We start from the raw sequence: 12,994 nt of genomic DNA, 5'->3' as shown, positions 1-12,994 counted from the left end.
CCACATTCCTCCGCATTATTTCAGAGCGCGTCGAGCCAAGCGTGGCGGTCGGCGCTTTAGCCCGCGCGAGTTTCACCGGATGACGACCACGATGAGTTGTGAAGCTTTCCGCCCATACCAGCATTAATGTGCAGCGGTACCGCTCACCCATACTTGAAGGATGGAACGACCGGTTTTTTGGCGTTCACTTCGATCAGGGAATGTCAAAACTGGGGTGGAAAGCGGTCATTAGCGCCGCGCCGGGTCCTTGAGCATCGAGCGCCAAGTTGCCTGACCTACTTGTAAGCGCCTTCGCGCAGGTTGATGCCACGCTCGACCCACATCTTCAGCGCGGCGAGCATCTGCGACCAACCCATGCAATTCCCATAGCTGCCCTTGAGTCCGGATTCCGTATCTCGCCAGCCCTTTTCCTCGATTTCGACCAAGGTTCGACCGTCGTCGGTCGGCTTGAACCACATCGTGACCGTGGTTTGGTATCCGGCCGGCTTGATGTCGATGCCCTTGTCGGAGACCAGCTCGCCTTCGGCTGCTTCCCAGCGAAGAACGATCTTTTCGTTCGGCACGACCTTGTCGACCTCGACCGGGAAGGCACCGGGGAAGTCAGCGAAATCCCACATCACCGTCTTGCCGGTTTCCAGCCGCGCCGAAGCGCCACCGGTCGTGAAATAGGACGAAAGCTCCTTCGGGTCCGCGACCGCCTCGAACACCTCACCGACCGGGCGTCCAACATGGATCATCACCTTGAACTTGAGGTCCATCGACTCGACTCCTCTCTTGATTTGCCGGCTCCATATGAATTTTTACACCTCCCCCGCCCCCGGCAACATTCCTAATGGCCGGAATTGGTCGGGAGACGAGGGTCTCCTTTTAGCAGAAAAATCCAATGAGAAGCCTCTGCGCTCAGATGGCAAGCTTCTGCTGTCGTTTTGACAAGCAGAGGAACCAACGATGTTGAATGCTGATTACGAGCTCATTGCCGGCCTTAGAACTGTACTGACCAAGCAACGATACAGCCCTATGGTGATCGGGAACTACTGCGCCTATGCGCGCGGGTTTGTCGAATACCTTGCGCAGCGGAACATTCAGATTGGGGAGGTGACCGAGACGCAGGTGGTCCGGTACCTGCATCATGCGGTAGCGATGTTCCGGAAACGCCATGGTCGATCTCCGGGGCCATACTGGCACTCTATCCCGCGCTCCGGAATCCATGCCTTGCTGCGGCTCGCACAGGGTCAGTGGCCATCCTTGCCGAAAGCGACCTGCGCTGCCGACGCACTGCGTTTTGCCATCTGTGACGAGTACGAGACCTGGCTGCGCGAGGAACGAGGCCTTGCCGTGGCCAGCATCGACGCCTTGATGTGGGAGGGCCGGAACTTTCTGGCATGGCAGCTTGATCGGCACGGCCTCGACAGTCTGATGACGATGACGGTGGGCGACATCGACTGCTATATGAACACGCGCAGCCCTCATCAGACGCGCAGGTCCGTGAAGGATGTGGCGGAGCGTCTTCGCTCGATGCTCCGCTATCTCCATCGGACAGGGCGCGTCGCCATCGATTTATCGCCGCATGTCATCGCCCCTTTGCTCTATGCCTATGAAGGTGTGCCGTCGATCCTTACACCCGATCAGGTCGCTGCGGTTTTGCAGGCCTCGGGGGAGGACAAGACGCCGACGGGCCTGCGGGATCATGCCATCCTGCAATTGCTTGCGACCTATGGCCTGAGATCGGGCGAAATTTGCAATCTTCGGATCGAGGATATCGACTGGCGGGCGGAATCGATCCGCATCAGGCATACCAAGACCCAGGCATGTTCATTCTTGCCATTGATGGCGCCGGTGGGTGAAGCGGTGCTCGCCTATCTGCAGACGGGGCGGCCTGCGACAGATGCCCGCGAGATCTTCGTCCGCACACGCGCGCCCTATCGCAAGCTCGGCCTCCTGGCCAGCATGGTGCGGCGGCGACTTACAGCCGCCGGCGTCACGCCGGCCGGCAAGAACGGCTCCCATATCTTCCGCCATGCACGTGCAGTCGAAATGCTGCGCGCCGCCGTACCCCAGAAGGTGATCGGCGACCTGCTCGGGCATCGCTCGACAGAATCCACGGCCCCCTATCTTAAGCTTGCCACCGAGGATCTCCGGGTCATCGCGCTCGACGTGCCGGGACGGGAGGTGCGGTCATGACGAGCTGGCCCGACCCTGAACGCAAACTGATCGCGCGGTACATCGCAGGCCTCAACCTGCGTACCACGAACAGCCCCATCTACTACAGGCAGGCGCTCAACATCTTCCAGGATGTCGCCGAACGCGATGGCAAGCTCGACAAGGACACGCTGGTGGCATGGCTGCATGTATCGCCAGGCCGGTGGGCCACGACGACACGGCTGCACCGCACCCGGATTATCGACCGGTTCCTCGATCACCTTGAGGAGATCGGAGCGATCGAACGCAATCCCGTCGCCAATCTGCGAGACGCTTGCAATCTCAAACAGTGCATGCCGGTGTGGCGGGCACTGGCTTCCCGCGATCCGGACAGCGCTCTTGCCGAACTACACCAGCCCAGGCCGTTCGGCAGCGTGCTGGGCAAAATGATGGCCGAGCACGTCACGCTGATGCGCAACCGGGGTTACAAATACACTGCACAAACGGTGCGGCTATGGCGGCTCGACCGCTTCCTTCAGTTGAACCCGCAGCTTCAGGATCAGCCGCTTGAGGTGATGCTCGAGCACTGGTCCGCAGCCAAGACGACGCGCAATCATCCGAACGAGTGCGAAAAGCTGAAGCGGGTCCTCGCGAAAATCCTGCGCCATAAAGATCCATCAATCCCGCCCCGCCGTCCTGACCCGCGCCCGGGAAAAGAAGTGGCCAGGCATTGGCGAAAACCGCATATTTACACATCCGCCGATGTGCGGCGCATGCTCGACATCGCGCGCTCTTACCCTTCACCTCGAGCGCCGCTTCGCCCGTCGAGCATCTATACCATGCTGTTGCTCGCCTATTGCGCGGGTCTGCGGCGAAGCGAACTGGCCCGCCTTGATCTTGGTGACGTGAACTTCCAGGGCGGCACGATCACGATCCGCCTGACCAAGTTCTACAAGACCAGGATACTGCCGCTTCCCGACAGCGTGTTGGACGAGCTTCGATCATACACCGAAGCGCGCCGCCGCGCCGGCGGATCCCTTGATCCGCGCTCCGGCCTGTTCTGGCACGAACAGCGTGGTGACCGCTATACGAAGGAGGCTGTCGCCTGGCTTCTTGTTGACGTCATCCGCCGTGCCGGGCTGAAGCCGCCTCGAGGGCGAACAGGACCTCGCCTGCACGACCTGCGGCACTCCATGGTCGTGAACCGGATCCTCGAATGGTACGAGGCGGGCATCAATCCGCAGGATCGTCTGCCGTTCCTTGCAACATATCTCGGTCACCGCGACATCAACTCGACCCTGGTCTACATCACGGTTACGCAGGACCTGCTGCATCACGCCAATGAACGGTTCCGCGTGCTGGGAGTGCCATGCCTCAACATCGGGCCGGAGGGGCGGGCATGACCAGGAACAATCACTTCCCACACCTGATGCGCGCGTTCTTCTACGAATGGCTGGTCGAGCAGCGCAATGCCTCCATCCATACGGTGCGGTCGTATCGCGATGCCTGGCGGCTCTTCCTCCGGTTCGTTGCAACACGCGCAGGGAAGAAGGTGGCGATGATCACACTGGCCGATCTGACCGCCAGAGAGGTCATCGCGTTCCTCGGTCACGCCGAACACGAGCGCGGCGGCACGATCGGCACGCGCAACTGCCGGCTTGCAGCGATACGCAGCTTCTTCAACTTCGTTGCGACCAGGGATCCCGGTTCGATCGCCCAATGCGTCGAAATCCTCAATATCCCGATAAAGCGAGGACCGGTATCGGAACCCTGTTATCTGGACCCAATGGAAGTGACGGCGATCCTGGCTCAGCCTGATCGTTCGACACTCGAAGGCATGCGCGATCACGCCTTGCTCTCGTTTCTCTACAACAGCGGCGCGCGAATACAGGAAGCGCTCGATCTGTGCCCCGATACAATCAGGTTCGACAGTCCAAGCTGCGTGCGCCTGACCGGCAAGGGTCGAAAAGAACGTATCTGCCCGCTCTGGCCGGAAACCGTGGTGTTGTTGAGGAAATTGCTCGAACGGCAGCCGCGGGCGCCAGACCAGCGGCTGTTCGTCAACCGATATGGTCAACCGCTCAGCGCGTCGGGGGTCCGGTTCAAGCTTACCGCCTATGTCAGGGCGGCGGCCGAGACCACGCCAACGCTACGCGACAAGCATGTGAGTCCTCACGCCTTCCGACATGCAACCGCTGTGCATCTCATATCGGCGGGCGTCGACATCACGATCATCCGTAGCTGGCTCGGTCATGTGAGCCTCGATACGACGAACCACTACGCCAGAGCCAACCTCGAAACAAAGCGCAAGGCATTGGAAAAGGTCAGCGCTCCCGAAACACCCAGCCGCCAGCCCTCCTGGAAACGCGATACGAGTGTTCTCGCCTGGCTCGACACGCTCTGAAATAATGCGGAGGAATGTGGCCAGAAACCCCGGATATCCGCCAATCTGGTCGCGTTCCTTCACATTATGGGCTGCTGCGGATAACTCAAGGTCCTGAAGAACGACAAGCGCGCCGTGTTCCAGATGGCAGCCCATGCAGAACGCGCCGTCGCCTATCTGCATGGCCTCCAGCCAAATGCCGGCAAATCCGACAACGCCGCCGATACTGTACCAGAACTCGCCGCGGGTTGAACGCCGCGGGTCCTTCCTAGGTCGCGCGTCTGCCATTCACGTGGTCGACCGGATCGAACGCCGCGGCCGATATCCGCGCCGGAGCTTTCTTCGATAGGGTTGCGTGATCATGGTTGCAGAATCACCGGATCCGACCTTCTCGTCCAGCGAGAATCGATCGGCTCTGATCGATTCAAGACGATGATGGCTGCTTCTGGCCGAGGAAACGGATCTGCGACACGGATCGCCGGCGCGCTTTCCTCATCATTCCTGTGGTAGACGGCGAGTCGTCTTTATCCTATCGGTTGCATATGAGAACGAGCCTGGAACATCTGCCGGAGAAGAAGCAGCGCGAGCTTGCCCGCGTCGTCGAGATCATCCACGAGGAATTTGCCGATGCGCTCGAGGGTGGAACGGCCCCCTTCAAGAAGCGCGGACGGATTCTGAAAATCATCCTGTTCGGCTCCTATGCCCGCGGAACCTGGGTGGACGAACCGCATACGATGAAGGGTTACCGTTCCGACTACGATATCCTCGTCATCGTCAACACGCGCAAGCTTGCCCAGCCGGAATATTGGGACAAGGCGACCGATCGGCTGATGTGGGACAAGGGCGTGTCGACACCGGTCGGGCTGATTGTCCACGGACGGCGGGAGGTCAACACGTTCCTCACCGAGGGGCAGTATTTCTTCGTCGACATCCTGCGCGAGGGCATCGTGCTCTACGAGCTCGACGACCAGCCACTGGCGCAGCCGAAACGGCTTTCTCCTGCCGACGCGCAGAGGGTGTCGAAGGAACATTTTGAAAGACGGTTTCCCGATGCAATGGACTTCGTGCAGACGACGAAATTTCTTATCGACAAAGGAAATCTCAGGCTGGCGGCCTTCCAATTGCATCAGGCCATCGAGGCTGCATACTCGACGTTCCTTCTAACCGTCACCAACCACAGTCCGCCGTCGCACAATCTGAAATTCCTTCGTGGGCTGGCAGAAGATCAGGATCGGCGGCTTGTCGAAGCCTGGCCGCGCGATCAGCATCGCTATACCGCCTGGTACAACATCCTCAACGAGGCCTATGTCAAGGCGCGGTATTCGAAGCACTTCGAGATCAGCGAGGAGGCGCTCGGCTGGCTTCTCGAGCGGACGGAGCATCTGCACGACCTCGTCGAGACGATCTGCCAGGAGCGGCTGACGGAGTTGGCCAAGGCGGCCGGCGCCAGCTGAGCCCTTTTCTGTTCGCGGCTTTGTCCGTCAGGTCATGCTTTGAGGTGGCGGGAAGGGGGGCAGCGTCACACTTCACGGCGTTGCCTTCGCCTGGTGTCCTCAAGGTAGCCCCGGATCGAACAGGCCGGTGAATTCTTTATCGCTGTAATAGGCAAGCTTGCCCGCCACGATGGGGCGTTGGCCGGAAAGGAACAACAGCTGCTTATCGGCCGGCAGATTGCGGACCTCGTCTGGCGTGAGCAGGGCGCGGGCTGCGCGTTGCTCGCTGAAGGTGAGCCCGGACTTTTCCGCATCGAGGGCACGGCTCATCGTCTGGAACACGACGGTCTCCTGCCCGAGCAGATCGGAAACCAGACGAGCGCTGTCGTGATCGTTGACGCCGAACACCTGAAGCAGACCGGCGTTGGAAAGAAACGTGCCCGCGCGCTTGCCATAGGTCGCGCGCAACTGGTGGACGTCTTGCAGGATCGGCCAGAGCTGGACGCCGTAGCCGGCTATCAAGCCCATGGCGCGTTCGACCGCCGGCAGATAGCCGAGAGCGGCAAACTCGTCGAGCAGATACAGGATTGGAACATCGGGTTTGATTGCATCACGCGCCATGTCAATCAGGCTCTGTGTCACCAGCAGGCGTAACCAGCGCGAGTAGGCCGACAGCCGATCGGGCGGCAGGACCAGGAACACGGTTGCGTTATGGCGCTTCAGGTCGGCGAAGCGGAAGTCGGATCGATTGAGGATGGCCGTCATGCGCGGGCTGTCGAGGAAATGGGTGTGGCGCTGCGCGGCCGAGAGCACGCCGGCGGCTTCACGATCCGACTTGGCGAGATGGCGATTGGCGGCCCGGGCGATGAGCCCAGCCGCGGCGCTGGACATTTGCATCTTCTTGAGTAGCGCCAGGAAGGCATCCGGCGCCAGCGTAAGCCTCTCTCTAAGCGTGGTCAGCGTTCGCCGCTCGGGAGCCTCCTCGGCGACGACATGAAGGATCATTCCGGCGATCAGCGCCTTGGCTTCTTCGTTCCAATGCACCTCTCCGGCCATGCCCGGTTCGTCGACGACGAGCGCGTCGGCCAAGCTGCTCGCATCTTCCGCCACGTCGAGGCCGCCGGCATCGAGCATGTCGAGCGGGTTGAAGGCGGCCGACGGGTTGCCGGTGACGGCAAAGGGATCGAGGACATGAACCGGACCGAATCTCGCTCGCGCTCGGCTGGCGATCCTCGCGTTCTCGCCCTTCGGATCAATACAGATGACCGAACGATCGCAACTGATCAGGTTCGGGATGATTGTACCGACGCCTTTGCCCGACCTGGTCGGCGCCATCGTCAGCAGATGTGCCGGACCGTCATGGCGCAGAAGCTTTCCCGTCTTCAGATCGCGGCCGACCAGCACGCCGGTGCTGGTCCGTGCGAGCTGCGTGATCTCGCTGGCGGTGGCGAAGCGAGCCGAACCGTGGGTGTTGTCGTCCGGAAAGCTGCCGATGCGGTCGATCAGTTGATTGCTGATCAGCCAGAACAGGATGAACAGCAGCAGCAGCGGCAAGAAGAGGTTCAGCGCCATGACGGGAATGCTGTCTTGCCCAAAGCCCAGCTGTTTCAAGGTGAAGACGCCGCCCTGTCCGACAACGACGACCACCGCGGACAGGATGACGAAGGCACCGAGGGCTGGCATGAGGGCGCGGAAAGGCAGTCGGATCAGCGCTACAATGGCCCAAACCGGATCTCGCGCCGCAGTCCGCATCATGTTTTTCAGTGCAATCCAGGTGAGATGCATTCGGCCCATCACGCTAGCTCGTTCTTTCATGCAAACCCGCGGCGGCGATGTTCATTCCGCCCTCCCGCCGCCTTCGGTCGCTTCAGCCTGATCAAGCACGTCGTCGAACAGCGCCTTGTCGCCGTCGCGAACGAGGAAGCCGGGCAGTTCCTTGCGCAGCCAGTCGCCCAGGCGGCGCGTGAAGTCTGAAAAGCGCGAATGCTCCAGCCGGTGCAAGACGAGTGCGCCGAGCAGCACCTTGCGCCTGGTGTCCTGGGCGCGTTCCTGTTTTCCCAACCGCGCCTTGAGTGTCTTCTTGCGCGCTTCCAGTTCAGCGATGCGTTGTACGATCGTTTTGCGTGCCATGGTGTCCTCGTGTGCTCTTGAACGACAAAGATTCTGCCACCGCGCGTTGCGTTCGTAGGTTAAACGGCGCCCCCAGATGTGCAACCCTGAATTGGCATGGGAACGGTGCGTCTTGCACAATCCCGGACGCAGGGAGCGGAGCGAACGAAGTCTAAAAGGGCGCACTTACGAGTTGCTGTGCAACTCAGCGCCTGGTATGGTTGCGCTACTTTGGAGAGTGTCGCTTGGCCATCTACCATTGCAGCATGAAACCGATCGCTCGAAGTGGTGGCCGCAGTGCCGTTGCCGCCATCGCCTATCGCACGGCGACGAAAATGCTGAACGAGCGCGACGGCATCGTGCACGACTTCACCCGCAAGCAAGGCGTCGAGCATTCAGAGATCGTTCTCCCTGATGGGATCGAAGCCGCCTGGGCGTTGGATCGCGCGACGCTCTGGAATGCGGTTGAGCAGGCAGAGACGCGCAAGGATGCGCGGGTTGCGCGCGAGTTCGAGGTGGCGCTTCCGCATGAGATGAGTGCGAGCGGTCGACTGGCGCTGACGCGTGATTTTGCGCGAGAACTTGCCAACCGTTATGGCGCCGCGGTTGACTTCTCCATTCACCAGCCACAGGCTGAAAGTGATATCCGGAATTTTCACGCGCACGTGGTGATGACAACGCGGGTGGTGAGCGAGCAGGGGCTGGGCGAGAAGACGCTGATCGAGCGCGAAAACAAGTGGCTCCTGAACAAAGATCAGCCGACCTCGCATATGCAGCTTCGCGATATCCGGCAGCTGTGGGAACACCATACCAACCGGCATCTGGCCCGACTGGGATTGGATGTTCGGGTCGACCACCGCTCCCACCTGGAGCGCGGTCTTGAGATCGAGCCGACCGAGCATATGGGTGTGCACGCCTCGCAGATGGATCGACGCGGGTTGGACGTGTCGCGCGAGCGGATTGACCGGAAGGCGGCGCGCAAAAACGCCGAATTGATCCGCAGAAAACCGGAGCAGGTGCTCGCGATCATCACCGGCGAAAAGAGCGTGTTCGATCGCCATGACGTGGCGCGGGCATTGCATCGCTACATCGACGATCCGGAGCGGTTTCGAAACGCGTTTGCTGCGGTCATGGCATCGACGGTGCTCGTCAAACTAAAGCCCGAAACCGAGACCGAGCTTGCGCGATACTCGACGCGCGAGATGGTGGAGATCGAGCACGCCATGGCGGCGAGCGCGGAGCGCATGAGCCATTCGCAAAGGCACCTAGTCCACCGTCGACATGTCGAGCGAGCTCTGAGCATCCAGGATGCCGCCATTCGCGCAAGGATGACGGCGGCGGATCACGACAGGGCGAAGATCGAGCGGGGTGGTCCCAGCGAAGAGCAGCATGCCGCCGTGCACCACGTCACGGGAGCCGGACAAATCGCAGCGGTGATTGGTTTTGCTGGCGCTGGCAAATCCACCATGCTTGCAGCGGCACGGGAAGCCTGGGTGGCTGCGGGGTACCGCGTTCATGGCGCAGCGCTTGCGGGCAAGGCGGCCGAAGGTCTGGAGGAGTCATCCGGCATTGCGGCGCGCACTTTGGCGTCATGGGAATACGGTTGGCAGAACGGCAAGGGTGTGCTCGGCAGCAACGATGTGCTGGTGATCGATGAGGCGGGCATGATCGCAAGCCGTCAGCTTGCCAGCTTCGTCAGGCAGGCGGAGGCCTCAGGTGCCAAGCTTGTTCTTGTTGGTGATCATGAACAGCTCCAGGCGATCGGCGCCGGTTCGCCGTTCCGGGCGATCGTCGAGCAGGTTGGTGCGGTCGAGCTCTCCGAAATCCGCAGGCAGAAACAGGCCTGGCAGCGAGAAGCCTCCATCGCATTTGCCACGCATCGGACAGGCGAGGGCATTGCGCTTTATGCCGAACATCGCGCGGTTGAGTTCCAGGACAATCGCGATGAAGCCCAAGCCGCGTTGGTGCGGGATTACCTCGCAGACAACGAGGCGCGTCCGGCGGGTTCACGCATCGCGCTCGCCCATCGACGGGTCGATGTCAGGGCGATCAATGCCGCGATCCGCGCCGGCCTTCAGCAGTCTGGCCGGCTGGCAAAGGGCACCGAGGAACTTGGCTCTCTTGGACGTGAAGTTGTCTATCGAACGAATGAGGGCCAGCGTTCCTTTGCCCGCGGTGACCGGATCGTGCTGCTCGAAAACAACCGGGATCTCGGCGTGAAGAACGGCATGCTGGGTGCCGTTGAGGCCGTCGAGCCGGACGCACTACAGATACGTCTCGACGGCGGTGCTGGCGCTCATAAGGGCGTCCGCTCAATCTCCATACCAGTCAACAGTTACCAATCCTTTGATCATGGCTATGCGACCACCATCCATAAGTCCCAAGGGACAACGGTCGATCGCGCCTTTGTCATGGCATCGACCACCATGGACCGGCATCTTGCCTATGTCGCGATGACGCGCCATCGTGATGAAGTTCGGCTCCATGCTGGCCGCGATGAGTTCAAAGACATGAAGGCGCTGAGCCACAGCATGGGACGATCGGGAGCGAAGGAAACGACTCTCGACTACACGAGCGCCTTTGCCGCGCGGCGCGGGTTGGTGGAACAACTTGGGATCCGAAGTGACATTGCCCTTGGTCCCACCCACGATCTGACCCCGCGAGGCTCTGGGTCGTACACGACTGGCGATCGAGAACTCCCGAGCGCAGCCGTCGCCGCATCGCCGACCCCCATGCCTGGCGAGCAAGGCGAGAGGATCGAGCCCCTTCTCCCTGCGCTCACCTCGTACACGCGCAGCACCGATGACATTGCCCGTGAAAAAGCCAAGCCCGACTTCGATCGCGCGATGGAGACCGTGCGATCGCTCGGCCGTCATGTCTATGTCGAGCCCGAGGGTGCGGCGGCCAGGATCGCTTCGGCCATACTGGAGAAGGGCGCAGGCGCCGAGGAGCTTGCGAGGTCCGTCGCCAAGCGTCCGGAGCAGTTCGGGGAGCTGAGGGGTAGGACGGGACTGTTCGGTGAGAGCAGGGAGCGCAAAGCTGCCCGACACTCGACAAAGGCGCTCAGCAATCATGTTTTGTCGGCCGGGGAGACCTGGACGCGCCGGTTTGAGGCGGCACGCGAAGCTGAGATTTGGCAGCGGGAAAAACGAGACGTGGTTGAAGTCCCTGGTCTCACGAAGCGCACTGAGAACGTCCTGAAGCAGTTCGACGCTCTGCCCCAGATCGGAACCGCGATTTCTTGAGCAACTGTCAGGCACCCCGGAAGGGCGGCAAGCACTAGAGGAAGCGAAAAAGATTGCCAATGCGCTTGAACAGCGCTTCGGCAGCTCGGACCCGCGGGCGTTCAAGAAAGAACTCGACCGGCTGGGACTGGTCGACGCAGCGAAGATCGAGCGCATCAAGCAAGTCGCACGCATTGTCGATCGGGTTCACGGGGCAGAATTGAGCCGGAAGTATGAGCTCACGCGGGGACTGAAGAAAGGACTGGGATTGGGAATGTGACGACTCTGCTCTTGACGCCGCCGAACCGCACCGGGTTTGCCGGATGCCTTTTGTTTTGAGTTGTACGGCCATCGCTGGTGCGTCTAGCATGGCGTAATATTGCTCCTGTGCTTCGGCTGGCGGGATGTTGCCGATCGGTTCGAGACGCCGTCGATGGTTGCACCAGTCAACCCATTCCATGGCGGCGAATTCACTGCTTCGAAGCTGCGCCACGGTCCATGCCGATGAATGACTTCGGCCTTGCAGAGGCCGTTGATCCTTTCGGCGAGAGAATTGTCGTCGCTTTCACCGACGCTTCCGCCAGAGGGCTCGATACCCACTTCGGCCAATCGCTCCGAATACTTGCAACTGATTTCGCGCGAAAGCCAAGAGCCGCTGTACGAGCGTTGCGCCAAGCTCTGCCGTCGCGCCCATCTTCTGACGCAAGGTTGCCGCGGCGGTCGGCCCGGCAGTCTCCAGCAAATGCAGATTGCCGGACAAGGTCGAAATGATGTTACCGAAGTCATGGGCCACTTCGCCGGCGATCTTTCCGAGACTCTCAATCCTTCTGATTTCGTTCAAGCGCTCCTCGACGCGCCGCCGTTCGGTGACATCGCAGAACAGCCAGACCTTGATGCCTTCGGGCAGGGAGCTGACCCGGCACTCAACGACGCTGCCGTCGGCGCCTCCCAGCTCCCGGGTTTCTGGCAGTATGGCAGGGCTTCTGTCGCCCGTTTCGCTCCAGCAAGATCCGATGGGGAGTGGATAGCGGCCTGCACCGTGGCAGAGTGGTTCGCTCGAAAATCTCTCTGGAGGGCCGTCGACTTCGGCTTCATCCAGCCACTACAGTTTGTAGCCGATCTTTCGCAGCAGGTCTTTCCGCCACGCAATGTCTGCGTCGGTTTCGACACCCAGCGGTGAGGCGCCATCCACCACGCCGAGTACGCCGCGGCCCAGCTCAGTTTGCGCGACGATCACCTGTGTCGGGTTGGCCGTCGCGCAGTAGATGCGGCAGACCTCCGGCACCGCGCGCACCGCAGCCAGCACGTTGACGGGAAAGAATCCGTCGCCCAGGAAGATCAGGAAAGTGTGGCCGGCGCCAATGGCCAATGCGTTGTCCCGTGCGAGGGCGAGCACCGCTTCGTCATTACCCGACCAGCGCACCAGCCGCTTACCGGAGGCCTCGCAGAAGGCCAGCCCGAAGCGGATGCCAGGAACCGCGCCCACCAGCGCTTCGTGGAGGTCCTCCACAGTCTTGATGAAATGCGACTGGCCAAAAATGAAGTTGGTGGCGTCCGGCTTGACGATTGGCACCACGGTGAGTTCCATGGCTGCGCTCCTTCAAGGTAGGCAATGCAATGGTAGGTAGGCCTACGGAAGGCGATTTCAAGCCGTCACATGCGACCCATTCACCGCTTCCTCGCTCATGTCACGCGCGGTTTGCTGC

Annotated in this window: 9 protein-coding genes and 3 pseudogenes; 6 read left to right on the top strand and 6 right to left on the bottom strand. The window is 61.1% G+C overall.

Features of this window, described 5'->3' with window-relative positions; genetic code table 11:
* Nucleotides 1–275 precede the first annotated feature (275 nt).
* On the bottom strand, nucleotides 276–758 hold the full coding sequence (locus tag BC360_RS15900; protein ID WP_065795879.1) for an SRPBCC domain-containing protein: 483 nt from the start codon (nucleotides 756–758) through the stop codon (nucleotides 276–278).
* 190 nt (nucleotides 759–948) lie between these two features.
* Here BC360_RS15900 and BC360_RS15895 point away from each other — a divergent pair, with 190 nt between their 5' ends.
* The 5 genes and pseudogenes from BC360_RS15895 (at nucleotide 949) to BC360_RS15880 (ending at nucleotide 5,976) form a co-directional block, all read left to right on the top strand.
* Nucleotides 949–2,181: a site-specific integrase gene (locus BC360_RS15895; RefSeq protein ID WP_065795878.1), complete on the top strand. Its 1,233-nt coding sequence runs from the start codon at nucleotides 949–951 to the stop codon at nucleotides 2,179–2,181.
* The gene (locus BC360_RS15890) at nucleotides 2,178–3,542 is read left to right on the top strand and encodes a tyrosine-type recombinase/integrase (RefSeq protein WP_065795877.1); all 1,365 of its coding nucleotides are present in this window, start codon (nucleotides 2,178–2,180) and stop codon (nucleotides 3,540–3,542) included. The genes BC360_RS15895 and BC360_RS15890 overlap by 4 nt, the downstream gene beginning before the upstream one ends.
* Entirely contained in the window at nucleotides 3,539–4,543 is a 1,005-nt protein-coding gene (locus tag BC360_RS15885) for a site-specific integrase (protein ID WP_065795876.1), read from the top strand. Before BC360_RS15890 ends, BC360_RS15885 begins: the two co-directional genes overlap by 4 nt.
* Before the next feature lie 84 nt (nucleotides 4,544–4,627).
* Nucleotides 4,628–4,774: pseudogene (locus BC360_RS32755) on the top strand (antirestriction protein); the annotation flags it as partial.
* A 290-nt stretch (nucleotides 4,775–5,064) separates the two neighbouring features.
* Nucleotides 5,065–5,976 carry a nucleotidyltransferase and HEPN domain-containing protein gene (locus BC360_RS15880; RefSeq protein ID WP_065795875.1) on the top strand — a complete coding sequence of 304 codons (912 nt, stop codon included), beginning with the start codon at nucleotides 5,065–5,067 and terminating at the stop codon, nucleotides 5,974–5,976.
* A gap of 99 nt (nucleotides 5,977–6,075) precedes the next feature.
* Here the strand turns inward: BC360_RS15880 and BC360_RS15875 are convergent, their stop codons facing one another.
* Nucleotides 6,076–7,749 carry a type IV secretory system conjugative DNA transfer family protein gene (locus tag BC360_RS15875; protein ID WP_065795874.1) on the bottom strand — a complete coding sequence of 558 codons (1,674 nt, stop codon included), beginning with the start codon at nucleotides 7,747–7,749 and terminating at the stop codon, nucleotides 6,076–6,078.
* Nucleotides 7,750–7,791: 42 nt separating this feature from the next.
* Nucleotides 7,792–8,085, bottom strand: coding sequence for a mobilization protein (locus tag BC360_RS15870; protein ID WP_065795873.1), 294 nt, complete (start codon nucleotides 8,083–8,085; stop codon nucleotides 7,792–7,794).
* A 224-nt stretch (nucleotides 8,086–8,309) separates the two neighbouring features.
* On the opposite strand from BC360_RS15870, the pseudogene traA reads away from it, so the two are divergent.
* Nucleotides 8,310–11,568 (top strand): annotated as a pseudogene (gene traA / locus BC360_RS15865) (Ti-type conjugative transfer relaxase TraA).
* Between the two features lie 66 nt (nucleotides 11,569–11,634).
* Here the strand turns inward: traA and BC360_RS30805 are convergent.
* From BC360_RS30805 to BC360_RS15855, 3 genes and pseudogenes are all read right to left on the bottom strand, one after another.
* Nucleotides 11,635–11,921, bottom strand: a pseudogene (locus BC360_RS30805) (integrase core domain-containing protein); the annotation flags it as partial.
* Entirely contained in the window at nucleotides 11,854–12,129 is a 276-nt protein-coding gene (locus BC360_RS32385) for a hypothetical protein (RefSeq protein ID WP_065795872.1), read from the bottom strand. The gene BC360_RS32385 and the pseudogene BC360_RS30805, both read right to left, overlap by 68 nt.
* A 261-nt stretch (nucleotides 12,130–12,390) precedes the next feature.
* Nucleotides 12,391–12,876 (bottom strand): adenosine-specific kinase, encoded by a 486-nt coding sequence (locus BC360_RS15855; RefSeq protein WP_053251050.1) that lies wholly within the window; start codon nucleotides 12,874–12,876, stop codon nucleotides 12,391–12,393.
* Nucleotides 12,877–12,994 lie beyond the last annotated feature (118 nt).

This window comes from Ensifer sp. LC163 (genome assembly GCF_001695855.1).
Lineage (GTDB): Bacteria > Pseudomonadota > Alphaproteobacteria > Rhizobiales > Rhizobiaceae > Ensifer.
Note: the sequence above shows the minus strand (reverse complement) of the source record. Positions and strands in the feature narration are given on the sequence as shown.

What these genes read in the sequence shown, in the direction of transcription:
- BC360_RS15900 (WP_065795879.1), bottom strand. Translation starts at nt 758, where the DNA reads ATGGACCTCAAGTTCAAGGTGATGATCCATGTTGGACGCCCGGTCGGT.
- BC360_RS15895 (WP_065795878.1), top strand. Translation starts at nt 949, where the DNA reads ATGTTGAATGCTGATTACGAGCTCATTGCCGGCCTTAGAACTGTACTG.
- BC360_RS15890 (WP_065795877.1), top strand. Translation starts at nt 2,178, where the DNA reads ATGACGAGCTGGCCCGACCCTGAACGCAAACTGATCGCGCGGTACATC.
- BC360_RS15885 (WP_065795876.1), top strand. Translation starts at nt 3,539, where the DNA reads ATGACCAGGAACAATCACTTCCCACACCTGATGCGCGCGTTCTTCTAC.
- BC360_RS15880 (WP_065795875.1), top strand. Translation starts at nt 5,065, where the DNA reads ATGAGAACGAGCCTGGAACATCTGCCGGAGAAGAAGCAGCGCGAGCTT.
- BC360_RS15875 (WP_065795874.1), bottom strand. Translation starts at nt 7,749, where the DNA reads ATGGGCCGAATGCATCTCACCTGGATTGCACTGAAAAACATGATGCGG.
- BC360_RS15870 (WP_065795873.1), bottom strand. Translation starts at nt 8,085, where the DNA reads ATGGCACGCAAAACGATCGTACAACGCATCGCTGAACTGGAAGCGCGC.
- BC360_RS15855 (WP_053251050.1), bottom strand. Translation starts at nt 12,876, where the DNA reads ATGGAACTCACCGTGGTGCCAATCGTCAAGCCGGACGCCACCAACTTC.